The 22,322-nt window shown below is 69.8% G+C and carries 20 protein-coding genes and 1 pseudogene; 5 read left to right on the top strand and 16 right to left on the bottom strand.

Features of this window, described 5'->3' with window-relative positions:
- Window positions 1–39: 39 nt before the first annotated feature.
- Window positions 40–675, bottom strand: coding sequence for a TetR/AcrR family transcriptional regulator (locus ACQG07_RS17295; protein WP_206428279.1), 636 nt, complete (start codon window positions 673–675; stop codon window positions 40–42).
- Between the two features lie 63 nt (window positions 676–738).
- Between ACQG07_RS17295 and ACQG07_RS17300 the strand changes: the two genes are divergently transcribed.
- Window positions 739–1,464 carry an NAD(P)H-binding protein gene (locus tag ACQG07_RS17300; RefSeq protein ID WP_274498902.1) on the top strand — a complete coding sequence of 242 codons (726 nt, stop codon included), beginning with the start codon at window positions 739–741 and terminating at the stop codon, window positions 1,462–1,464.
- Here ACQG07_RS17300 and ACQG07_RS17305 read toward each other — a convergent pair.
- Entirely contained in the window at window positions 1,452–2,441 is a 990-nt protein-coding gene (locus ACQG07_RS17305) for an aldo/keto reductase (RefSeq protein ID WP_124767888.1), read from the bottom strand. The genes ACQG07_RS17300 and ACQG07_RS17305 overlap by 13 nt on opposite strands.
- A 135-nt stretch (window positions 2,442–2,576) precedes the next feature.
- Here ACQG07_RS17305 and ACQG07_RS17310 point away from each other — a divergent pair, with 135 nt between their 5' ends.
- Window positions 2,577–3,239 (top strand): GNAT family N-acetyltransferase, encoded by a 663-nt coding sequence (locus tag ACQG07_RS17310; RefSeq protein ID WP_426738956.1) that lies wholly within the window; start codon window positions 2,577–2,579, stop codon window positions 3,237–3,239.
- A 17-nt stretch (window positions 3,240–3,256) separates the two neighbouring features.
- On the opposite strand, the gene ACQG07_RS17315 is transcribed toward ACQG07_RS17310, so the two are convergent.
- The 3 genes from ACQG07_RS17315 to ACQG07_RS17325 form a co-directional block, all read right to left on the bottom strand.
- Entirely contained in the window at window positions 3,257–4,915 is a 1,659-nt protein-coding gene (locus ACQG07_RS17315; RefSeq protein ID WP_426738957.1) for a sensor histidine kinase, read from the bottom strand.
- A gap of 168 nt (window positions 4,916–5,083) precedes the next feature.
- Entirely contained in the window at window positions 5,084–6,061 is a 978-nt protein-coding gene (gene ctlX / locus ACQG07_RS17320; protein ID WP_426738958.1) for a citrulline utilization hydrolase CtlX, read from the bottom strand.
- A 7-nt stretch (window positions 6,062–6,068) separates the two neighbouring features.
- The gene (locus ACQG07_RS17325; protein WP_426738959.1) at window positions 6,069–7,097 is read right to left on the bottom strand and encodes an ornithine cyclodeaminase; all 1,029 of its coding nucleotides are present in this window, start codon (window positions 7,095–7,097) and stop codon (window positions 6,069–6,071) included.
- Between the two features lie 161 nt (window positions 7,098–7,258).
- On the opposite strand from ACQG07_RS17325, the gene ACQG07_RS17330 reads away from it, so the two are divergent.
- Complete coding sequence (locus ACQG07_RS17330; protein WP_079704383.1) at window positions 7,259–7,690, top strand: Lrp/AsnC family transcriptional regulator; 432 nt, start codon at window positions 7,259–7,261, stop codon at window positions 7,688–7,690.
- 129 nt (window positions 7,691–7,819) lie between these two features.
- Here ACQG07_RS17330 and ACQG07_RS17335 read toward each other — a convergent pair whose 3' ends face one another.
- The 3 genes from ACQG07_RS17335 to ACQG07_RS17345 all read right to left on the bottom strand — a co-directional run bounded on the left by ACQG07_RS17335 (window position 7,820) and on the right by ACQG07_RS17345 (window position 12,391).
- Window positions 7,820–10,381: a polynucleotide kinase-phosphatase gene (locus ACQG07_RS17335; protein ID WP_426738960.1), complete on the bottom strand. Its 2,562-nt coding sequence runs from the start codon at window positions 10,379–10,381 to the stop codon at window positions 7,820–7,822.
- Complete coding sequence (locus ACQG07_RS17340) at window positions 10,378–11,781, bottom strand: 3' terminal RNA ribose 2'-O-methyltransferase Hen1 (RefSeq protein WP_426738961.1); 1,404 nt, start codon at window positions 11,779–11,781, stop codon at window positions 10,378–10,380. The genes ACQG07_RS17335 and ACQG07_RS17340 overlap by 4 nt, the downstream gene beginning before the upstream one ends.
- Before the next feature lie 130 nt (window positions 11,782–11,911).
- Window positions 11,912–12,391: a hypothetical protein gene (locus ACQG07_RS17345; RefSeq protein ID WP_426738962.1), complete on the bottom strand. Its 480-nt coding sequence runs from the start codon at window positions 12,389–12,391 to the stop codon at window positions 11,912–11,914.
- Between the two features lie 116 nt (window positions 12,392–12,507).
- Between ACQG07_RS17345 and ACQG07_RS17350 the strand changes: the two are divergent.
- Window positions 12,508–13,146 (top strand): annotated as a pseudogene (locus tag ACQG07_RS17350) (endonuclease/exonuclease/phosphatase family protein); the annotation flags it as partial.
- Window positions 13,147–13,319: 173 nt separating this feature from the next.
- Here the strand turns inward: ACQG07_RS17350 and ACQG07_RS17355 are convergent.
- From ACQG07_RS17355 to ACQG07_RS17370, 4 genes are read right to left on the bottom strand one after another with little or no spacing between them, the layout of a single operon-like run.
- Window positions 13,320–14,051 (bottom strand): YoaK family protein, encoded by a 732-nt coding sequence (locus ACQG07_RS17355; protein WP_426738963.1) that lies wholly within the window; start codon window positions 14,049–14,051, stop codon window positions 13,320–13,322.
- A gap of 48 nt (window positions 14,052–14,099) precedes the next feature.
- The gene (locus tag ACQG07_RS17360; protein ID WP_411557319.1) at window positions 14,100–15,068 is read right to left on the bottom strand and encodes an acetylxylan esterase; all 969 of its coding nucleotides are present in this window, start codon (window positions 15,066–15,068) and stop codon (window positions 14,100–14,102) included.
- Between the two features lie 44 nt (window positions 15,069–15,112).
- The gene (locus ACQG07_RS17365) at window positions 15,113–15,895 is read right to left on the bottom strand and encodes an IclR family transcriptional regulator (protein WP_159876585.1); all 783 of its coding nucleotides are present in this window, start codon (window positions 15,893–15,895) and stop codon (window positions 15,113–15,115) included.
- 53 nt (window positions 15,896–15,948) lie between these two features.
- Window positions 15,949–18,297: an FAD-dependent oxidoreductase gene (locus tag ACQG07_RS17370; protein ID WP_426738964.1), complete on the bottom strand. Its 2,349-nt coding sequence runs from the start codon at window positions 18,295–18,297 to the stop codon at window positions 15,949–15,951.
- A gap of 162 nt (window positions 18,298–18,459) precedes the next feature.
- On the opposite strand from ACQG07_RS17370, the gene ACQG07_RS17375 reads away from it, so the two are divergent.
- The gene (locus ACQG07_RS17375) at window positions 18,460–19,809 is read left to right on the top strand and encodes an MFS transporter (protein WP_159876580.1); all 1,350 of its coding nucleotides are present in this window, start codon (window positions 18,460–18,462) and stop codon (window positions 19,807–19,809) included.
- A gap of 66 nt (window positions 19,810–19,875) precedes the next feature.
- Here ACQG07_RS17375 and ACQG07_RS17380 read toward each other — a convergent pair whose 3' ends face one another.
- The 4 genes from ACQG07_RS17380 to ACQG07_RS17395 all read right to left on the bottom strand — a co-directional run bounded on the left by ACQG07_RS17380 (window position 19,876) and on the right by ACQG07_RS17395 (window position 22,290).
- Complete coding sequence (locus ACQG07_RS17380; RefSeq protein WP_241160979.1) at window positions 19,876–20,250, bottom strand: hypothetical protein; 375 nt, start codon at window positions 20,248–20,250, stop codon at window positions 19,876–19,878.
- An 86-nt stretch (window positions 20,251–20,336) separates the two neighbouring features.
- Window positions 20,337–20,756, bottom strand: a complete 420-nt coding sequence (locus ACQG07_RS17385; RefSeq protein ID WP_192004033.1) for a DoxX family protein — start codon at window positions 20,754–20,756, stop codon at window positions 20,337–20,339.
- Between the two features lies 1 nt (window position 20,757).
- Window positions 20,758–21,279 carry a GNAT family N-acetyltransferase gene (locus tag ACQG07_RS17390; protein ID WP_426738965.1) on the bottom strand — a complete coding sequence of 174 codons (522 nt, stop codon included), beginning with the start codon at window positions 21,277–21,279 and terminating at the stop codon, window positions 20,758–20,760.
- Window positions 21,280–21,291: 12 nt separating this feature from the next.
- The gene (locus ACQG07_RS17395) at window positions 21,292–22,290 is read right to left on the bottom strand and encodes an acetylxylan esterase (RefSeq protein WP_426738966.1); all 999 of its coding nucleotides are present in this window, start codon (window positions 22,288–22,290) and stop codon (window positions 21,292–21,294) included.
- Window positions 22,291–22,322 lie beyond the last annotated feature (32 nt).

Here is a 22,322-nt window from a genome sequence, read left to right on the forward strand (position 1 = left end):
ACCATAACGGGGGGCGGCCCACGCTGAGCAAGCCGCCGCTCAGGTGCCGAGCTCTCGAGTCGCATCGGGAACGGCCGAGGCCGACGCGACGGCCCGAACCACCGCGGCGAGGGTCGAGGAGCCCTGGGCGGTTGAGAGGGCCCCGGACAGGATGCTTCGGGCGAGGGCATCCCCGGCGCCGGGGATGGCACTCAACGGCACCGGGTCGATTGCGCCGGTCCATGGTTCCAGCGCCTCGCGGCAGATCTCGAGATACGCCAGCTCTGCCTCCGACCGCAGGGCACTCAACGTCGTCGATCCGCGAAGTGCGGACACGACGGCTGCAAGCTCAATCCCTTCCGCGATGCAGCAGCCGATGTAGGCCTCGGCGACCAGGTCCGCGACGGCAGTGAGATCCTGCGGTGCACGCGCGAGCGCCGCGACCAGGGCGTCTCGCTGATGGGATTCGAAGGCCCGGTAGACCTCGGACAGCAAGCCCGACAGATCGCCGAAATGGTCATAGGCCACGGGCTTCGTCACGCCGGCGTGCGCAGCCACCCGCGCCAGCGTGACGTCCGCGAGGTCATGCGTACGGATGAGGTCGCGGAACGCATCAAGCAACTGCGCGTGGCGCGCGTCCCACGAGAGGCGACGTCTCGGCCCAGAGCTGAAGCTATCGTCCGCGGTGTTGTCCATCCCTCAATCCTATCTACTATTAGTAAGTTACTATCGGTAGGTAATGGATCGAGAGGATCACCCATGACGTCACGAGACACCACCGCCGCGACCGAGAACGCATCCCACGACGATTCAGCCGCACCCACTACGCGCGTGTTCATCTTCGGGATCACGGGCAGAGTCGGTCGCCTCCTGGCGACCCGGCTCCGCGCCAGAGGTGTCGTCGTCTCAGGCCTCACGAGGTCGTCGCTGCCGGCTCCCGCCCTCGCCAATGGAGTGACGACCGTCACCGGCGAGCTCGGGGTCGCCACCACGGAGGAGATCACGGCGATGATCTCGGACTGGGACGTCATCGTCTTCGCGGCAGGGTCGAACGCCGGACCCCAGAGCGTGACGGACGACATCGACGACGCGGCGCTCCAGCGCGTGTCGGAAGCGGTCACTGCGTCACCGGGGAAGCGCCTCATCCTGCTCTCCGTGATGCCGGAGGCCTGGCGCGAACGGCAACTGAGCGACGACGAAGAACATTACTTCGCCGTCAAGAAGCGGGCGGAGGTCGCGCTGACCCGCCAGCCGATCGACTGGGTCATCCTCCGCCCGTCGCTGCTGACCGATGACCCGGCCCGGGGAACGGTCGCCCTGGGGCCCGCCGAACTCCACGACGAGATCACGCGCGCAGACGTGGCTGCGGTCCTCGAGGCACTCATCCTCGAGCCGAACATCAGCCGACAGATCCTCGAACTGAACACCGGGCCGACCGCCATCACCGAGGCGGTCGGCCGCATCGCACACGCCTACCAGGCGTAGGCCTCCGGGGCCTGGCCACCGGGACCGGGGAAGAGCTCGTCGAGGGCGGTGAGATCGTCGGCGCTCAGCTCGATGTCGACTGCTGCGACGGCGGACTCGAGCTGCTCGATCGTGCGCGGTCCGATGATCGGGCCGGTGACGCCGGGCTGATGCAGGAGCCACGCGAGACCGAGGGACGCCGAGGTCCAGCCACGCTCGGCCGCGAAACGGTCGTAGGCGTCGAGCTGGTCCTGCTGCTTGGCTCGGGCCTCGGTGATGCGGGACTCGCCCGATCGAGCGCGCTTGTCGGAGGAGCCGCCGCTCAGCAGCCCGCCCGACAACGGCGACCAGGGCAGGATGCCGAGCCCGTAGTGCTGCGCGGCGGGGATGACCTCGAGTTCGATCGAGCGCTGCGCGAGGTTGTAGAGCGACTGCTCGCTGACGAGGCCGAGGAAGTGCCGCTGTGATGCGACCTCGTTCGCCTGCGCGATGTTCCACGCCGCGAAGTTCGAGCTACCGGTGTAGACGACCTCGCCGCGCGCGACGAGCACCTCCATCGCCTGCCACAGCTCCTGCCAGGAGATGTGCCGGTCGATGTGGTGGAACTGGTACAGGTCGATCCGGTCCGTCTGCAGGCGCTCGAGCGACGCGATCGCCTCACGACGGACCTGCCAGGCCGACGCGCCACGCGCGTTCACGACGTCCGAGCCGTCGTCGTTCGGGGCGACCATGGGCGAGTGGACCTTCGTCGCCAGGACGATGTCGTCACGGACGCCGGGACGGGCTGCGAACCACCGGCCGATGATCTCCTCCGTCGCCCCACGACCGGCGCTGCCGCCGTAGGCGTTGGCAGTGTCGAAGAAGTTGACGCCGAGGTCGAACGCCCGGTCCATGATCGCGAACGAGTCCTCCTCGCTGGTCCGGTCGCCGAAGTTCATCGTGCCGAGCACGATCCGGGAGACCGCCGTCCCCGTGCGGCCGAGGTGCGTGTACTTCATCGTTGAGCCCTTCTCATCGTCGAACCGGGCCGCGATCCCGCGGCGCGTCGAGTGTGTCACGGAAGCCGCCCCCGGCACCCCCGGCTCGACAGGGCGGCCTCGACCGGCTACAGCCCGAGGCGATACCGTGGCCTGATGCTCAGCCTCACCGACGTCTGGCCACTCTTCGGCCTGGAGATCCGCACGCCGAGACTCGTCCTGCGCCTCGTACGCGACGAGGACCTCCCCGGATTGATCGAGGCCGCCCTCGCTGGCGTCCACGATCCCGCCGTCATGCCGTTCTCCACGCCGTGGACCGACCAGCCGCGCGAACAACTCATCCGCGAGACCGCGCGGCACCTCTGGACCCAGCGTGCAGGCGCGACGCCGTCGTCCTGGACGCTCAACCTCGCGATCCTCCTGGACGGGACGCCGATCGGTCTGCAGGACATCGGCGCCCGCGACTTCGCCGTCACCCGGACGGTCGGGAGCGGTTCATGGTTGACGCAGGCACAGCAGGGCAAGGGGCTCGGCATCGAGATGCGGGCGGGCATGCTGCAGTTCGCGTTCGACCACCTCGACGCGGAGGTCGCGGTGTCGGACGCGGCCGTCTGGAACGGCGCATCGCTGGGCGTCTCGCGACGACTCGGCTATCGGGACAACGGCCTCCAACGCTTCATCGGCCGTCCGGGCGAACTTGTCGAGTCGCAGGGCCTCCGACTGCACCGCGACGAGTTCGTGCGACCCGACTGGACCGCCGAGGTCACCGGACTCGATGCGGCGCGGTCGGCGCTCCTCGGCGAGCCGTCAGCAGAATGAGGGCGCCAGTGTCCGCGTCATCGTGACGGGATGACCGACGGCTCCAGCGGCAGTACGAGGGTCGCAACGGTCGCACCGGGGGCGCTGGCCGTAGCGGGACAACTCCGCAGGGTCACGGAACCGCCGTGCGCGTCGGCGATCGCCCGCGCCGCCGGCAGGCCGAGCCCGACGCCCTGCACCGCCTGGTCCCGGGCGTAGTCGGCCCGGTAGAACTTGTCGAAGGCCTGACGGAGTTCGTCGGCGCTCATCCCGACGCCCGTGTCGCTGACGGTCACCTCGACGTGCCCGGCACCCGGCTCGACGACCACGTCGACCGTCCCATCGCCCGGCGTGAACTTCACGGCGTTGGCGACGAGCTCGGTGACCGCGCGGTGGACCTGCTCGGGGTCCGCAGAGACGACCGCCGCCGCATCGGCGTGCAGTCGGACGACCGGACCGGAGACTCCCGCGGTCGCCGTCTCGATCGCACGCGCGGCGACGTCAGTGAGGTCGATACGGCTCGGCTCGATCTGGACCGTGGAGTCCGACGCGGCCAGCAGCTCCTGCACGCGCTGCTCGAGCGCGACCGCGTTGCGCTGGACCACCCGCAGGGCCGGAAGGAGACCGGGGGCGTCGACCTCGGCGTCGTCCATGATCAGTTCGAGGTAACCGTGGATGGAGGTGAGCGGTGTCCGCAGCTCGTGCGACACCGTCGTGAGGAACGCCTCACGGACGTTGATCGCGTTCGCGAGTTCGGTGACGTCGTGCGCCACGATGACCGTCCCCAGGTGCGTGTCGCCGTTCCGGACCACCCGGGTGGAACTCGCCAGGATCGCCCGCTGGCGGCCGGCCTCCCCCACCCATTCGAGGTGGTTCGACAGCAGCTCACCGCGGAGCGCTCTCGGGATGATCTGCTCGTCGAACGGGATGGGCGTCCGCCGGTCGGCCTGGAGCACGTGCGGACCGGCGTAGGGCGGGGTGTCGAGTCGGAACCCGACGGCGCTGACCATGTCGACGGCGTGCGCGTTGGCCAGACGCAGGGTGCCGTCGGCGGTGTAGAAGGCGACGCCGGCGTCGACCGTCTCAAGGATCGACTCGGCGAGCGCCTCAGCATCGAGAGCCCTCGCGAGCGAGACTTCGAGCTCCGCCGCCTGCTCCCGGATCGCCCGCTGGCCCCGTCGCAACTGGCGGGCGCCGATGTTGACCGCAACGGCGATGCCGATCGTGAGCAACGGCAGCAGGGCTACGTTCAGCCAGTCCACGGCGCTGGTCGGCGTGCGCGCACGGAGCAGGTAGGGGGCACTGCTGATGAACAGGGTCCCCACGACAGCCAGGATGATCATCCGCGGGGTGAAGCCGAACGCCAGCCAGAGGACGGGGAAGATGCAGAGCAGGCTCGCCCCCGGGGCCACGCTGATGAGCTCCATGCGGACGCAGGCGACGGCCAGCAGGTCGAGGACGGCGATCGCGGCCATGGCGGACGTCGGCCAGCGCTCCCACGGGAGGACCGCGGCGAGGACGGTGCTGACCACCGCGATCGCCGTGCCCCCGAGCACGGCGAGGGTGAAGAACCGCTCCGGCAGGACGACCGCCACGAGGATCGCGACGATGGCGAAGGCGATCGCGAACGGCAACTGGGCGCGGGCGAAGACCCGGAGGCGGCCGTGTCGCGAGGCTTCGGGTTCCAACAGCGGCACGATCGCCCACTCTCTCCAGCGCTGGCCGAGGGGTCGTCGGCCGGATTCCACGTCGATCAGCTGATCGATCGTCAATCTAGCCGATCAGCGCGCGATCGTCCGTCGGCGAGCTGCTTGAGAGCGCAGCGGGCGGCGATTCGCGTTAATCGGACGATCGAGCGGCGCAGATCAAGCCCTCGCGAGCCGTGGATCGGCGTTCGGCGCAGGCTCCGGTGCGGACGGCCGGCGGTCCAGATGGATCCCGGCGATCATGCAGCGGACGGAGCCCCCGGCGAGCTCGATGGTCGGGACGTCCAGCGCCAGGATCCGGCAGCTGCGCTCGATGACCGCCAACTGGTCCGACCGCAGGCTCTGGACGGCGCGACTGGAGATCGCGAGGAGGCGCTCCCCCGTCGCCGACCGCAGCTCGATCGCGTTGCCGGCGAAGTCGCAGACCTGCCCGTAGTCGAGGTCGACGATCGTCCGCCCGTGGGCGGTGAGCCGCTCGACCACCTGCTCGCGGCGCGCCGGCGAGGCGATCAGGTCGAGACCGACGAGCGCGAACTCGGTCGCCACGCCCATCATGACGTTGGTGTGGTAGATCGGGACCCCGTGCGGGTCGACCGCGTCGAAGACGAGCGGCTCGTACCCGAAGTTGGTGCAGAACCGCTCGAGGGCGATCGGGTCGGCGCGGTGGGATCGTGCGACGAACGCCACCCGTGCCGCGTGGTCGAGCACCATCGCACCGGTGCCCTCGAGGAACACGTCGTCGAGCTCCAGCCCCGAGTAGTCGATGACGTCCTGCACGCGGTACTCGCGCTTCAGCATCTCGACGATGTCCCAGCGGCGCTCGCGTCGGCGGTTCACCGCGTACATCGGGTAGACCGCCAGGTGACCGCCCGCATGCGTGGACAGCCAGTTGTTGGGGAAGACGCTGTCGGGGCGATCCGGGTCCTCGTCGTCGAACAGGTGGACGCGGACGCCCGCCGCATCGAGTGCCTGCGCCACGGCGGTGACCTCGTCGAACGCCGCGTGAGCCACCCCGGCCGCGGACGCCGACGGGACACCGTCCGCGACCTGGAAGACGTTGTCGGCCGCGGTCAGCGGGTTCGGCGTGAACCGGTGCGGCCGGATGAGCACCACGGCCGACGGCGCCTGCACGGACATGTCGGACTCAGCCGACGGGAGAGAGAGCGCCGACGAGTCCGAAGAGGTCCTTCGGGTCATCGGGGGCGGCGACGAGGTCGATCTCTTCGAAGTACTCGCTGCCGTCGACGGAGTCGCGGAGGAACCGCAGCGCCGTGAAGTCCTCGATGGCGAAGCCGACGGAGTCGAAGAGCGTGATCTGGTCGCGCGAGGTGCGGCCGGGGACGGCGCCGGTGAGCACCTGCCAGAACTCGATGACCGGGAAGTCGGGGGCCATCTGCTGGATCTCGCCCTCGATGCGGGTCTGCGGCGGGAATTCGACGAACACCTCGGCGCGATCGAGGATCGATGCCTCGAGCTCCGTCTTGCCGGGGCAGTCGCCACCGATGGCGTTCAGGTGCATGCCGGGCTCGACCAGGTCGTTCGTGAGGACGGTCGCGAGCGCCTTGTCGGCCGTGCAGGTCGTGACGACGTCCGCGCCCGCCACGGCGTCGGCGGCACTCGTCCCGATGACGACCTCGAATCCGAGCGGCTCCAGGTTGCGCGCGAACTTGTCCATCGCGAGCGGGTCGACGTCCCAGATCCGAACGGTGCTGATGCCGAGGGCGGCGCGCATGCCGAGGGCCTGGAACTCGGCCTGGCTGCCGGCGCCGATGAGCGCGTGGACACTCGAGTCGGGACGAGCGAGGTGCTTGGCGACCATGCCCGAGGTCGCGGCGGTCCGGAGGGCCGTGAGGAGCGTCATCTCAGCGAGGAACGTCGGGTAGCCGTTGTGGACGTCGGCGAGGACACCGAAGGCGGTCACTGTCTGGTAGCCGCGTGCCGGGTTGGAGGGATGGCCGTTCACGTACTTGAAGGCGTAGGTCTCGTGGTCGCTCGTCGGCATGAGCTCGATGACGCCGAAGGGCGTGTGACTCGCGACGCGCGGGCTCTTGTCGAACGACGGCCAGCGGCGGAAGTCGGCCTCGAGGTAGTCGATCATGCCGGCGATGATGCGCTCGGGACCTCGGTCGGCCGTCCAACGGATCATGTTGCGGACATCGACGAAACGCGTCATGACGTTCCCTCCAGACGGGTCGGGGTGTGAGAGCCACCGTGCGCAGATCGCACCCGGTGCTTCGAGCCTAGATTTCGACGATCTGCACTTTCTATTCCAGAGATGCGCGATTTGTGCACAGGTTATGCACAATGTGAGTAAGTCGGTTGTACATTGTGAGCATGGCAGCGCTCGACGATCTCGACCGAAGGCTGCTGGCTGCGCTCCGAGCCGACGGCCGGGCATCGGTCGCGAGCCTCGCGCGGTCGCTCGACGTCACCCGGGCCACGGTCACCAGCCGCCTGGAGCGCCTCGTCTCCTCGGGCACCGTCGTCGGGTTCTCGGTCCGGGTGCGCGACGAACTGGACCCGGGGACCATTCGCGCGATCGCCTTCATCGAGGTCGAGGGCCGCTCCACGGACCACGTCATCCGCCAACTGCGCGGCTTCCCCGAGATCAGCGCACTTCACACCACCAACGGCGGGTGGGACCTGGTCGCGGAACTCCGCACCGAGACCCTCACCGACTTCGACCGCGTGCTCGGTGGCATCCGGCGCATCGAGGGCGTCGTCAACAGCGAGACGAGCCTCCTGCTGAGTTCCGTCCTCCGCTGACGACCCGGTCGCGGCGCTTCAGCCCCGGCCCCTGAGCTTGTCGAAGGGCACACGGCCTGACCCCGCCCTTCGACAGGCTCAGGGACCGGACGGGGAGCGCAGGGAACGGACGAGTGCGACGAGCCGACGCTAGAGGCGCGGGTCGATCGGCTCGGACTCCATGGCGAGCACGCCGAAGACGGCCTGATGCACCCGCCAGGTCGGTTCACCGGCGACGAACCGTTCGACGGCCTCCACACCGAGCGCGTACTCGCGCAGCGCCATCGACCGCTTGTGGCCGATGTCCCGATCGCGCAGGCGCTCGAGGTTGTGCGGCTCGGTGTAGTCGGGACCGTAGATGATGCGCAGGTACTCACGACCCCGCACCTTGATGCCGGGCTGCGCGAGCGACTTCTCACCGCGGACGAGGCCGGCCACAGGCTTCACCACCATGCCCTCACCGCCCGCACCGGTCAGCTCCTCCCACCACGTGGTCGCGGCATTCTCGGAGGCCGACGAGGTGAGGTCGACCTCGATCGAGCGGGTCCGACGGATGAGCTCCGGGTCGGCGTCCGCGAGGCGGTCGGCGACCGAGAGGTGCCAAGCGTGGTCGCGGCCCAGGTGGCTCGTCCCCGTCGAGGCGAGGAGCTGGAACGGAGCGATCTGCACGCCCTCCAGACCGTTCGAGGGCGCGGTGTACGGGCGGTAGGCCGCAACGTAGGCGTCGGCGGCCTCGGCCCGTCGACGCGTCCGCTCAAGCAGGTCCGAGACGTCGACACCCGTCGCCGCCGCCTGCTCCAGCACGTGCACGGCCGCCGGGAGTGCAGCGGTCGCGGCAGCTCCGACCGAGGCGTACTGGTCGCGGATCAAGCTCTCCGCCTTCACCGACCATGGCAGCAGCTCGCTGTCGAAGAGCAACCAGGAGGCGTCGAATTCCTCCCAGAGACCGGCTCGCTCCACAGCGGCGTCGAGCCGGGTCAGGAGCGTCTGCGTCGTCTCCTCGTCGAAGAACGGGCGTCCGGTTCGGGTGTGGACGGTCCCGCGCCACCCGGCAGACGCACCGAAGGGTGCCGGATCACGCGTGAGCAGCACGACGGCACGCGAGCCCATGTGCTTCTCCTCGCAGACCACCCGGTCGAGCCCATCCCGGCGATACGCCTCGAACGCCTCAGCGGGGTGCTCCAGGAGGTCCTTCCGCTGCGAGGTGCTCGGCGGACTCATCGTCGGCGGCAGGTAGACCAGACGCCGCGGGTCGATCGCGAACCGGCTCATGACCTCGAGTGCGCCGGCCGCCGCATCTTCGCGGATGCCGACCCGGCCCGAGACACGGGTCTCGACGACCTGCTTGCCGAGGACGTCGTCGATGCGCAGCAGCCCGGGATCCCGCTGCTCGCCCGCGGGACCGGTCGGGCGGCCGAGCGGCACGACGGGTTCGTACCAGACCTGCTCGGCCGGCACGTCGACGACCTCGCGCTCCGGCCACCGCAGGGCACTCAGCTTGCCGCCGAAGACGCAGCCGGTGTCGAGGCACATCGTGTTGTTGACCCACTCGGCGTCGAGGGTCGGCACGTGGCCGTAGAGGACGGTCGCCTTGCCGCGGTAGTCCTCCGCCCACGGCAGCCGCACGGGCAGGCCGTACTCGTCGGTCTCCCCCGTGGTGTCGCCATAGAGCGCGAACGACCGCACCCGCCCGGAGGCGCGTCCGTGATACTGCTCGATCAGCCCGGCGTGCGCGACGACGAGCTTCCCGTCGTCGAGGACGAGGTGCGCGACGAGCTCGCGACAGAACCGCTCGACCTCTGCTCGGAACTCCTCCGGCTCCTCGGCCAGTTGGGCGAGCGACTCGGCGAGCCCATGGCTGGTCTGCACCCGCTTGCCCTGCAGCGCGCGGACGAGCTTCGACTCGTGGTTGCCGGGCACGGCCAACGCGTGTCCCGCGCCCACCATCCCCATCGCCAACCGCAGCACGCCAGGGGTGTCCGGCCCACGGTCGACGAGGTCGCCGAGGAAGATCGCGCGGCGGCCCTCGGGGTGGGCGGCGTCGATCGGCCGACCCTCGACATCGCGCTCGATGACATACCCGAGCTTCGTGAGCAGCGTCTCGAGCTCGCTCCGGCACCCGTGCACGTCGCCGATCGCGTCGAAGGGACCGCGCTCCTGACGACGGTCGTTGAGCAGCGGCTCACGGACGAACGACGCCTGCGCGATCGCCTCGACGCCGGAGAGGACGTGGACCTTCCGGAAGCCCTCCTTGCTGAGGTGCCGCATCGACCGGCGCAGTTGGTCCTGCTGACGCTTGATGACGGCCGCGCCGAACGAGCGGTCCTCGCGGGCCTCGTTGCGCTCGATGCAGACGCGCTCCGGGACGTCGAGCACCACGGCGACAGGGAGGACGTCGTGGTTGCGTGCCAGGTCGATCAGCGACTTGCGCGAGGCCGGTTGGACGTTGGTCGCGTCGATGACCGTGAGGAGCCCGGCGTCCAGGCGGCGAGCAGCCACATCGCGGAGCGCGGCGAAGGCCTCGGCGCTGGCGGCCTGGTTGTTCTCGTCGTTGGAGACGAGCCCGCGGAAGAAGTCGCTCGACAGGGTCTCGAACCGGCCGAAGTGCGTGGCGGCGAAGGTCGACTTGCCGGACCCGCTCACCCCGATGAGGACCACGAGCGACAGTTCGGGGATCGGCAGTGCGGCGGGGGTCTGCTCGAGGTCGCTCATGAGATGGCCTTCCGGAAGATGGCGAGCTGCGTCGGCGAACCGAGCTGCGGGTCGACGTCGCCGACCGTGCGGTGCTCGACGCCGTAGCCGTACCGCTCGGCCGCGGTGGTGCACCAGGTCGCGAACTCCTGACGGTCCCACTCGAAGCGGTGGTCCGGGTGTCGGAACGAGCCCGCCGGCAACGAGGGGTACAACGCGTTGTATTCGCGGTTCGGCGTCGTGACGATCACGGCTTCGGGAGCCGCAGCACCGAAGATCGAGGCCTCGAGTGCATCGAGGCGCTCAGCGTCGATGTGCTCGACGACCTCCATGAGCACGATCGCATCGAGTCCGCGCAGCCGGGTGTCCGCGTAGGTCGCCGAGGACTGCAGCAGCTGGACACGCTCTCGGACGCGATCGCTCGCGTCGCGGAGCCCGAGCCGCTGCGATGCGGCTGCGAGCGCGCGTGCGGAGACGTCGGTACCGATCACCGAGGTGACGAGAGGATCCGCCAGCAATCGCGTGAGGAGGGCGCCCTCGCCGCACCCGACGTCGGCGACCGACCGCGCCCGCACGTCGGCGAGCGCCTGCAGGACCGCCTCGGCGCGCAGGCCGGCGAGGGCCGGGGCGCGCTTCGTCTGTGACGGTGTGACCGCGTCGGCACCGTCGGCAGCGCCGGTCCGCGCTTCCGGGTCCAGCTGCGACTGCGCATCGGTGACCATCCGCGACTGGTGCGCGAGATACCGCTTGGTGATCAGGTCCCGGTCGGGGTGGTCGGCCAGCCACCCCTCGCCGGCGCGCAGGAGTTTGCCGACCTCGTCGTCGGAGACCCAGTAGTGCTTGGCGTCGTCGAGGACGGGCAGCAGGACGTAGAGCTGGCGGAGCGCGTCCGCGAGGCGGAGATCTCCGGTCAGCTCGAGGTCGACGTATCGCGAGTCGCCCCACGCGGGGACGGTCGGGTCGAGCGGGATCGCCCGTTCGACGACGGTCCAGCCGAGTGGACCGAAGAGTCGGGTCGCCAGCTGCTCCAGGCCTCGCGACGGCACCGCCGCGACCGTGATCGTCAGCGGGAGCGCTGCCGCGGCGAGCTCCGGGTGGGAGTCGCTGCGGCCGGTCATGGCGCTGCGGAACACCTGCCCGATCGCGACGGCGACCATCGACGACGACGCGTACGGTCGGTCGTTCACGTACTGCGAGAGCGACGCGCTGTCACCGCCGCCGAAACGCTTCTGACGGACGAGCGCGATCGCGTCGACCTCGAGCAGCAGGGCGATGGTGCACCGCTCGTCGGTCGCCTCCGGGTAGAACACGTGGGCGCGCCCGACACTGAGGTCGAAGCTCTGCGCCCGCGCGGGATGCTTGCGGACGAGGTGCCCCAGGTCGGCGGCCGACGGCGCGGTCGAGGTGATGGTGACGAGCACAGGTCCATCCGTCCGGTCGGCGTCGAGGTTCCTGAAAGCCTAGCGGCGGTCGTCGCGCGTGCGTGAGTCGCCCGAATCTGCACGGATTTCGGCGATTTCCGTGCAGTTCCGGGCGACTCAGGCCGGCTGATCAGCCCCCGAACAGCTTGCCGAAGAACCCTTTTCGCGGCTTCCAGCCGGCGGCGGTCAGGGCGTCGATGACGGGTTGCTTCACCTCGTCCGTCGTGAACTGGTAGCCCATGAGGTGGCCGGTCGTGGTGCCGTTCCGGTCGGTCGACTGTGCGATCGGCGCGGCGCGCCCACCGAAGGTGAAGGTCTTCTGGGGGCCGGACTGCCACGTGCGCTTCGTCGAGAGCCCGTCGAGGCCGACGGTGGTCTTCGAGGAGGAGGAGTGCTCGTGGAACTCCCACTCGCCGTCCTCGGGGTGCAGCTCGACCCGCAGCTCGTACTCGGCACTGAACATCCCGGCGCCGATGAAGCCGAGCCAGCGCTGGTCGGCGTACCGCCAGTGCGCGACGACGCCGTCGGGAGTCGGGTCGTAGATGAACGGGAGGTCCTCGCTGTTCAGAGCGAGGACCCGGGCCTGGGCGTCGGCGAGGTCGAAGGTCATGGGGCGAGTCTAGGCAGCCGGGCCGCCCAGCGACATGGGGACAGCTCCCCGTCACCCGGCTCCCCTACGCTGGCCGGGTGAGCGAATCCATCCTGACCCAGAACGTCCTGACCGTCATGAGCTACAACATCCGCACCGCCGTCGCCCAGCCCGGTCACGAGTGGGTGGACCGTGCACCGCTCGTCTCACAGGTCATCGCCCGCAACGCCCCAGACCTCCTCGGGCTGCAGGAGGTCCGCGAGCACCAGCTGCACGACCTGCTCCCGGGCCTCGCCGAGTACGACTGGTTCGGGCAGGGCCGTGACGGCGGTTCGGCCGGCGAGTACGGGCCGGTGTGCTTCCGCCGCTCGCGGTTCGAACAGCTCGACGCCGGCGAATTCTGGCTGTCGGACACCCCAGACGAACCGGGCTCGAACACCTGGCCGTCGCTGCACGCACGGTTCGTCACCTGGGTCAGGCTCCGCGAGCGTCGCACCGGCGACGAGCTCGTCTTCGCCAACACCCACCTCGACCACGAGAGCTCACCGCACGGCGACGACGTCCGCACGCGCAGCGCGAAGCTGATCGCCGACCGATTCTCCGGCGTCGACGTCCCCGTCCTCCTCACCGGCGACTTCAACACCGAACGCGGATCGGCGGCGCACGACTCCCTGGCGGACGCCGGGTTCGTCGACCTCTCGCCGGTCGAGAGCGACGGTATCGGCACGTTCCAGGGCTACGGTCCCCAGCGTCCCGGGAACGCACGCATCGACTGGGTGCTCGGTCGCTCAGGCAGCGTCGCTCCGCACACCCGACTGGAACCGATCGAAGCCCTCGTCGACGAACAGGACCCACCTCGGAGGCGAGCGACCACTTCCCCATCCTCATCCGGGCGCAGCTCACCCACTGACGGCGGCGCGTCTCGGACACGCGCTCGAAGTTCGGTGGATCAGGCGTTGGAGGCCGTCGGCGCGAGCCGGAGGAGGACCAGCCCGACGATCGACGGGAGGAGGGGCAGCGCCGCACCGAACACCGGGTCCACGCCGGTGAGGAGCGCGCCGCAGAGGGCGCCCGCCACGAGCAGCACGATCGCGCCGATCCGGATGAGGTGGTGGTCGTGGACGCCGTCGGCGAGGCTCTGCATGAGACTCGTGAGGGTGCCGGTCACGAAGGTGGTGGTCACGCCTGAGCGTTCGATGCGACGGGCGACGGCCGTCTGCCCCGCCATCGCGAGCGTGGAGAGCGCGATGAGGACACAGATCACGGGCGTCGTGCGCGTCTCGGGAGACACGATCCATCCGATGAGGACGCACGCCTGCGCGATCACCGCACCGCCGAGCACGAGGACGAGCCGGTGCTGCGGCGCCTCCGGGGTCGGTCTGTCAGCGGTGGCGACGAGCCTCGTGAAGCGGAAGGCGAGGAACGTCCCGACGGAGAACAGCAGCACGGCGACGGTCGCCCCGAGCAGCACCTCGCCGAAGTCGGGCCGGCTCGTGAGTCCGGCCAGCACGAAGTTGCCGGTCATGTTCGCGGTGAAGACGCCGCCGAGCTGCAGGAACGCGAAGGCGTCGGTCGCCCCGGCCGCGAACGACAGCACGAGCGCCATCGCCGCGATCATGCCGGCACGCGTCCGACGCCGGGTGGTCGTCAGGGTCGGGTCGGTGCCGCCGGTCTCAGTCACGTGCACATCGTCCCACGCCCGTTCGCCCACGTTCGGGCGAACGACGCGTCAGGCGAGGAGGTCCGCGAGGAAGTTCAGCTGCGCCTGCTGCTGCACCGGCCCGCCACCCTCGTGCCCATTGTACGGATAGACGGCGATGTCCTTCTGCGTGCCCGCGTAGTGGTTGAACGCCGCGTACACCGTCGAGGGCGGACACACCGCGTCGCAGAGCGCGACGGAGAACAGTGCGGGGGCGGTCGCGCGGGCGGCGAAGTTCGTCGCGTCGAAGTACGAGAGCGTCCGGAACACCTCCTCCTCGTGGCCGCGTCGGCTGATGAGGTACGTCTTCAGCTCCGCGAAGGGGCTCGCGTCGGTGATCTGCAGGGCACGACGGAAGTGCGACAGGAACGGGACGTCGACGAGCGCCGCCGCGAGTCCCTCGCAGAGCCCGGCCGCGGCGAGGGCGATGCCACCACCCTGGCTGCCACCGGCGACGACGACCCGGGCGGGGTCGACCTCCGGGAAGCTGCGCACCACGTCGACGGCGAGTGCCGCATCCGTGAAGACCCGACGGTAGTAGTAGGTCTCGGGGCTGCCGAGCCCGGCGCTCATCTTCCCGGCGACCTGCGGACCGCTCCCGAACGGGTCGGCCGTCGCGCCCGGCAGGTTCGCGCTCCCCTGGCCGCGCGTGTCCATGACGAACACCGCGTAGCCCGCGGACGGGTGCATCGTCCACTGGTGGGCGAGCCCACGACCGCCGCTGTAGCCGATGTAGTGCACGATGCACGGGAGCGGCTCGGTCGCGCCGGCCGGTCGGATGAACCACCCCTTGATCGGGTCGCCACCGAACCCGGAGAACGTGACGTCCTCGACGACGAGACCCGTCAGCTCAGGGTTGGATCGTTCACGCACCGTCGGCTGCGCGAGGGCGTGGGCTTCGGCGAGGGTGTCCGTCCAGAACGCGTCGAAGTCCGGCGCCTCCTCGCGGTCGGGCAGGTACTGCTGGAGCTGGGCGAGGGGCAGGTCGAATTGCGCCACGGGTCACCTTCGGTTCGTGAGATCGGATACGGGTGGGGAAGGGGTCAGGAGGAGGGGATCGCGGAGATGAGGCCGAGACCGACGCTGATGCGGTCGGCCACCTCGATGAGGTCCTCGGTGAGGACGTCGAGGTTGCGCTCTCGCATCAGGCTCAGCCGACCCGAGATGGAGATCGCCGCCACGACTCTGGCGTTCGCGTCGCGGATCGGCGCCGCGATCCCGAGACGACCCAACGCGAGCTCCTGGTCTTCCATGCAGACGCCGCGTTCCCGCGCCGTCGCGAGCTCGGCGGCGAGAGCCGCGTGCTCCGTGACGGTGTTGGCCGTGTAGCGCGGGAGCGGCTCATCTCCGAGCAGCGCACGGAGGCCGTCGGCGTCGAGGTCGAGGAGCAGACACTTGCCGAGCGCGGAGGCGTGCAACGGCTGGCGCAGCCCGATCATCGAGTGCGACTTCGGGGCGAGGGCTCCCTCGAAGTGGCAGAGGTAGATGAGGCTCGAGCCGTCGAGCACGCCGACGTTCACGCTGAGGCCGATCCGCTGTGCGAGTTCCTGAGCGGGAGCACGCGACTCCCGGTGCACCGGGTTCTGGTTGAGCCCCTCGCTCGCGAGCGCCAGGATGGTCGCGCCGATGGCGTAGGACGGACTGTCGGCCGCCTTCGTCACATAGCCGAGCTCCTCGAGCGTGCCGAGGAGGCGTGCGGTCGTCGAGGTGCCGAGACCGGTCGCACGGGCGATGTCGGAGGCCCGCAACGGTCCGGTGGTCGATGCGCCGAGAACGGCGAGCACGGATGCTGCACGGCCGATGCCCTGCTGGATCTCACCTGCCACGGGTCCTCCACGGTGTCGGTGTCGGTTCGGATGTCCGGCCTCGGAGGCCGTGTTCAGCGTAGCGGTCGGGCTCGGCGCGGCCGGGTGGTGCGCCCGCTCGGCTGCTCGAAGACCTTCACACTCGCGACGCTCACGTAGGGCGACCCGTTCGTGGCCGTGACGACGACACGGAGGGCGTCGACCCGCACGGGTTCGACGTCGTGGATCCGATGCCGGTGCCGGTTCCCCTCGACCTCGGCCAACACCGTCCACGTCCCCTCAGGAGCACCCGCCGGTCGTGCCTCGACGCGGTACGCGGCGACGAGCTCCGGCACCGCCTCGAAGTCCGTGCGGTGGTGGTGCAGGTTGATGAGGTCCACGTCGACGTCGTCGTTGAACACGATCCGGACGGACGCGACATCGACCGGCTCATCCCAGTGCAGGGTGAGGACCTCGGGCTCGGTGACCAGGTCGCGGTTGTCCTGGAGCCGCGCCGAGGACCACAGGTGCGGTCCGCCGTAGGGGCGCTGGTACCCGTCGACGATCCGCTCAGGCCGGTACGCCGTGGTCTCCCCGCCGACGGTCAGCGCGACGCCCCGGCCGCGGAGCTTCCGAGCGTTCCAGTCGAGGATCGCCTGGTCCTGCTCCTCGGGGATGTGGTCGTCGAACACCTCGTCGGACGCGTGCTTGGCCGTCAGGATGAGGAGCCCGTAAGGGTGGCCCTCGGTGAGGAGCAGGCTGACGTCCGCGTTGGCGCGGACGACGAGCACGGCGTTCTGTTCGATCTCGGGCGTCCATCCGAAGCGGACGGTGGCGGGCACGCCCACCCCGGCGGTGACGTCGGCCGTGCCGTCGAGGAGGTGCTCGACGGGGACGGCGTTCTGCCGCTTGCCCGCGCTCCACAGTTCGACCCGGAGGGTGGTGTCGCTCGCGGCGTCGACGAGCAGGGTTATCCGGTCGAGTGTCGGGGCGACGGGCACGAGGATCGCGACGTCGCGGTCGAGGGCGAACCGCTCGCCGGAGCCGAGGTGCTCCAGCGTGGAGATGGTGTCGAGCGCGCTCGAAGCGGAGACCGTCGCCCGCCCGGCCAGATCGTCGGGGTCGTCCGTGGTGATGCCGATGACCGGGGCGTCCTCGCGCAGGAGCGTGCGCTGCAGGAGCGGGAGCGCCTGCCCGGCGAGCTCCCGCGGCGTCAGTCCATGGCGGGCGATGAGCGCCGCAGCCGTCCCCACCGCCTGACCCTGCGTCGCGCAGGTCGCCATGACGCGGGTGGACCCGAACGCGACGTGGGAGGCGGAGATGTTGCGTCCGGCGAACAGCAGGTTGTCGACGTCGTGCGAGTACAGGCTGCGGAAGGGGATCCCGTAGGTGCCGTTGCTGAACCGCTGCTGCGCGCCGGCGGTCTCGGCGTAGACGCCCTCAACCGGGTGCAGGTCGATCGACCAGCCACCGAAGGCGACCGTGTCCTCGAAGTCGACCTGGTCGAGCAGGTCGTTCTGCGTGAGGGTGTGGTCACCCAGCAGCCGCCGGTACTCGCGCTTCCCCGGGATCGATCCGACCCACTCGAGCGTCAGGGTGTCGGCGTCGAACTCGCCGGAGTTCTTGATGTAGTCCCAGATCCCGAAGACGACGCTCCACAGCTCGTCGCGGATCTGCTCGTTCTCGGCGACGGTGTCGAGCTCGCCGCCCCACTCGATCCACCAGTAGTTGCAGCCGTTGTCGCCGGTCCGGATGATCCGGTTGGTGAGGATCGGGGTGTCGCGGATGTCGCGCGCGATGTCGGGGGCGACGAACCGCTCGGGGCGTCCCGTGTCCTTCGTGTAGAAGAAGATCGAACTGCCGAGGAGCTCGTCGTCCGCGACCTCGGGCGCCCACGGCTCGCCGAGCTCGGCGCGGCCCTCGCGCCCGATGCGGGAGGTCGCGCCCGCGAGATGCCCCACCAGCCCGTCTCCGGTGCAGTCGATGAAGACGGGTGCGACGAACTCCGTCTCGATCTCGCTGCCCATCGTCCATCCGGTGACGGACGCGATCCTCGGTGTCGGCGACGCCACGCCCTCAGCGCCCTCCGCCATCGTGACGATGCGGACGTCGGTGTTGAGGTGCAGCTGCAGGTTCGGCTCGGCCCGCACGAGGTCGAGGACCGTCTGGTCCCAGTAGAACGGGTTGCCCTCCGGGTTGCGGTACTGGTTCTCGAGGAAGAGCTCCCCCATGATGCCGGTCTCCCGCGCGAACCGCTGGTGCCCGTGCGCGGTCGCTCCGACGACCCACACCCGCACCTCGCTCGACGAGTTGCCACCGAGCACCGGCCGGTTCGTGACGAGCGAGACCCGGGAGCCGAGACGGGCGGCCGCGACGGCGGCCGAGACCCCCGCGAGACCACCGCCGATGACGACGACGTCGGCGGACTGGGTGCGGTGCTGCATGGGAGACACTCCTTCGTGATGCGTGATCCTGGAAGCCGTCGGACACGTGTCGACCACCGGACGGTTGCCACGCTACCATTCAGCGGTACGACTTTCCCATTCAGTGGGTAAGATTCTTCGGCAGGTGAACCTCGAAGCACCCCGACAACGATGTGAGGACCGATGGACGAGAGCAGGACCCAGGCCGCAGCCCTGGCCGAAGCCGCCGCGCACAGTGCGCAGACCCCCTACGACGACGCTGAGCGATCACGCCGGATGCGGAAGGTCATCTGGGCCGCGGGGGCCGGACACTTCGTCGAATGGTTCGACTTCGGTCTGTACGGCACGCTCGCGACGGTCATCAGCCTCAACTTCTTCCAGCAGGGCAACACGCAGGCGGCCCTCCTGTCCGCGTTCGCGGTGTTCGGCGCCGGCTTCGTGATGCGCCCCCTCGGTGGCCTCTTCTGGGGCTCGCTCGGCGACCGCATCGGGCGCAAGACGGTCCTCGCGACGGTGATCCTCGTGACCTCCGGGGCGACGGTCGTCATGGGTCTCCTGCCGACGTTCGACCTCATCGGCCTCTGGGCGCCGATCCTGCTCGTCATCGTGCGGCTCGTGCAGGGCTTCGCCGCCGGCGGCGAGAGCTCCGGCGCCACGACGCTCCTCGCCGAGTACGCCCCGTCCAACCGACGCGGCTTCGTGACGAGCTTCATCGACGTATTCGGCTTCGCGGCCTTCGTGGTCGGGGCAGGTCTCGTCCTCCTCTTCACCTCCACACTCGGCACGGACGCCCTCAACGAGTGGGGTTGGCGCGCCCTCTTCTTCCTCGCCCTGCCACTCGGCCTCGCCGGCCTCTACCTGCGGAACAAGCTCGAGGACACCCCGGAGTTCCAGGCGATCCAAGCGAAGGGGGCCGTCTCGAAGTCACCGCTGCGCACGTCGTTGCGGACCTCGTGGAAGGCGCTGCTCTTCTGCGTCGGCTTCGTCGTGATCAAGGCGGTCGGCCACTGGATCCTGCAGACCTTCATGCCGTCGTACCTGCAGACCGACCTCGGCTACTCGCAGCCGCTCAGCTACGGGGTCACGGTGCTCGGGCTGCTCGCGATCGCGATCCTCGTACCCTTCATGGGTCTGCTGAGCGACCGCATCGGACGGAAGCCCGTGATGATCGCCGGTTGCGTCGGGTTCCTGGTGTTGACGTATCCGACGCTCATGCTCATGAGTGCGGGCAACTTCGCCGCCGCGGCTGTCGCGATGGTGATCCTCGGCGTCTTCATGGCGGCGTACGACGGTGCGTCGAGTGCTGCGATGGCCGAGCTGTTCCCGACCAGTATCCGTTACGGCTCGATGGCGATCGCGTACAACCTGTCGGTCGCCGTGTTCGGTGGGATCACACCCTACTTCGCGACGTTCCTGATCGCCTCGACGGGCAACCGGTTCGCGCCCGCGTTCTACGTGATGGCGGCGGCGCTCATCACGTTGATCGTCGTGCTGCGGGCCCGCGAGACGGCCAAGCTGCCGCTCCCGCGCTGAGCGGACCCGAACGAACGCCGGCGTCGACCCGACGGGTCGACGCCGGCGTTGTCGTTCAGGGACGACTCAGCGGGTGAAGTCGCGCAGGTCGAGGTCGGGGTCTTCGAGCACGTCCGTGGTCTCGATGGAGTCGCGCGGCTCGTAGGCCGTCGTTGACGGGCGGATGTCGTCGAGGTAGCCCTGCAGGCGGTCTCGTCCCTCGCTGAAGTCGGGGACCTCGTCGGTCCAGCTGTGGGGCACCGAGAGGACGTCGTTGCCGAGGCCGATGACGAGCTGCGCGGACGCCGGCCCGTCCTCATCGCCGTCGGACTCGACCACGATCGGGATGGTGACGGCCTCGGCACGGCCGCGCTTGGCCAGTTCTGCCGTCAGTTCGACCAGGAGCTGCGCGACCTCGTCGGTCGTCACGACGTTCTCGCCGGCGTAGGTAATGCATCGCATGGATCAACTCTGCCGGACGGATGCTGCGAACCAGGGCCCCTTGACAGGCACCCGGGCGAGATGACTGGGTGTCCTAGCGATCGCGCTCAGCGCGTCGTGTTCCGGCGGCGCCGCGACCGCCACGCGCGCCAGGCACCAGTGGACCACAGGGCCCAGAGGACGAGGACGGGCTGGAAGACCAGGCGGACGGCACGGGCGATGTCGCTGTCCAACCCGAAGGCGTCGGTTCCGCGCACGAACTGCTCGAGGTTGCCGGGGAAGACGGCGACGAAGAAGGCGGCGACGATCCAGCCGACGGCGACGCGGTACCGGGCGAGCAGGATCAGCGAGAGGCCGAGCAGGATCTCGACGACCCCCGACGCAACGACGACCACGTCGACCGGCAGGGGCAACCACTGCGGCACCTGGGCGACGAACGACTGCCGCGCGAAGGTGAGGTGGCCGACGCCGGCGAAGGTGAGGACGGCTCCGAGGAGCCAGCGGGCGAATGTGCGGACGAACTCCATGTCAGCTCACGGCCGTCACGGCGTACTTGAAGCCGCGGTGCGAGCCGACGAAGCCGAGGCGTTCGTAGAAGCGGTGGGCGTCGACCCGGGCCTCGTCGGAGGTCAACTGCACGATCGACGAACCGGTCGTCGGAGCGGCGATGTCCGTCACCCAGCGCATCATGGCCGTTCCGACGCCGCCGGATCGCAGGCTCGAGGACACACGCACCGCTTCGACCAGCAGCCGTGTCGAGCCGCGACGGGCCATCCCGGGGATGCGGGTCAGCTGCATCGTCGCGATGACGGCGTTCGCCGCGTCGACGACCAGCAGGATCTCGTTCGCCGGGTCGTCGATGAGGTCCGCGAGCGCACGCTCGTAGGCAGGGAGGTCGCTCTCCTGGGCCTGGTCACCACGGGACGCGCTGATCGGGTCGTCTGCGAGGAGCGCCATCAGCGCATCGAGGTCGGCGAGGGTGGCCCGGCGCAGCAGTAGCTCCTGTCCTGGCGTGGTGAGGGTGGCGGGGAGCGTGAGCGCAGCGATCATCCGTCCACCCTCTCACCTCTGGATCGTCGATCCGTCCACCGCCCGCGCGACCGACCGGAGTGCGTGCGCCCTCGTCGCCGCGTACGACTCCTCCAGCACGGCTTCGAGCCCCGGGTACTCGGTGTGCCCGGCGGGGAGGACACTCAGCTCGAGGTCCTCGAGCGCGTTGGCGACGGCGAACTGCCCGGGTGGTGGCACGTGTCCGTCCCAGAGCGCGGCCTCCACCCGCACCGGCACGTGGACGAACCCCGCGGCCGTCGACGCGTCGAAGAACCGCAGGACCTCGCGCGCCTCGGGGTGCTCGGCGACGTGGTGTCGCACCCGCTCCCCGCTCCCCTCGCACGGCAGGCGCAGGCGCACGTCGTACTGACCGAAGCTCGGCACCACGAGCGTCGCTCCGACGAAGCGGTCGTCCCACGGCAGGGCGAGCGCGCCGATCCCACCGCCGAAGCTCTCACCGACGAAGTAGAGCGGGAGCGGTCCGACGACGTCGAGCAGCGCCGACGCCGCGTGCCAGAGGTCGACGGCACAGCGGCCGAGCGCGTACCGCTCGACGCTGTCGATGCCGAACAGGACGTGTCCGTCCTCCGGCGTCGGTGCCCCGAGTCCGGTGTTGAAGACGCCCTGACCGCGGGCGATCGGGAAGATGACGGCGGCGTCATCGGGGACACGGGACCAGTCCGGTGCGTCGCGTCCGCCGTAGCCGTGCCCGTGCACCATCCCGAAGCGCGCCTGCCCGTCCGCCGGCGTCGCGAGCCATCCACGGAGGCGGAGGCCGTCGGCGACCGTGTGCTCGACGACGAAGACCTCGTGCGCACCCTGTCGGCCGATCGGGGTCAAGACGGGATCCGGAGACACCTCACGTGCCGCCACGTACCACCCGCGCCACAGCTCCTCGAATCCAGCCGGCGGCACGACCGGTTCGACCGCCAGGAGCCCCTCGAGGTCATAGCCGTAGGTGCCGTCCCGCACCTCGTCGCCGAACCAGTCCCGATGTCGTCCCTCACGCATGCGTTGTCCGCCTCCGTCTCGTCGTCGTGGAT

Origin of the sequence: Plantibacter sp. 2H11-2 (assembly GCF_050031945.1) — a bacterium.
Lineage (GTDB): Bacteria > Actinomycetota > Actinomycetes > Actinomycetales > Microbacteriaceae > Plantibacter > Plantibacter auratus.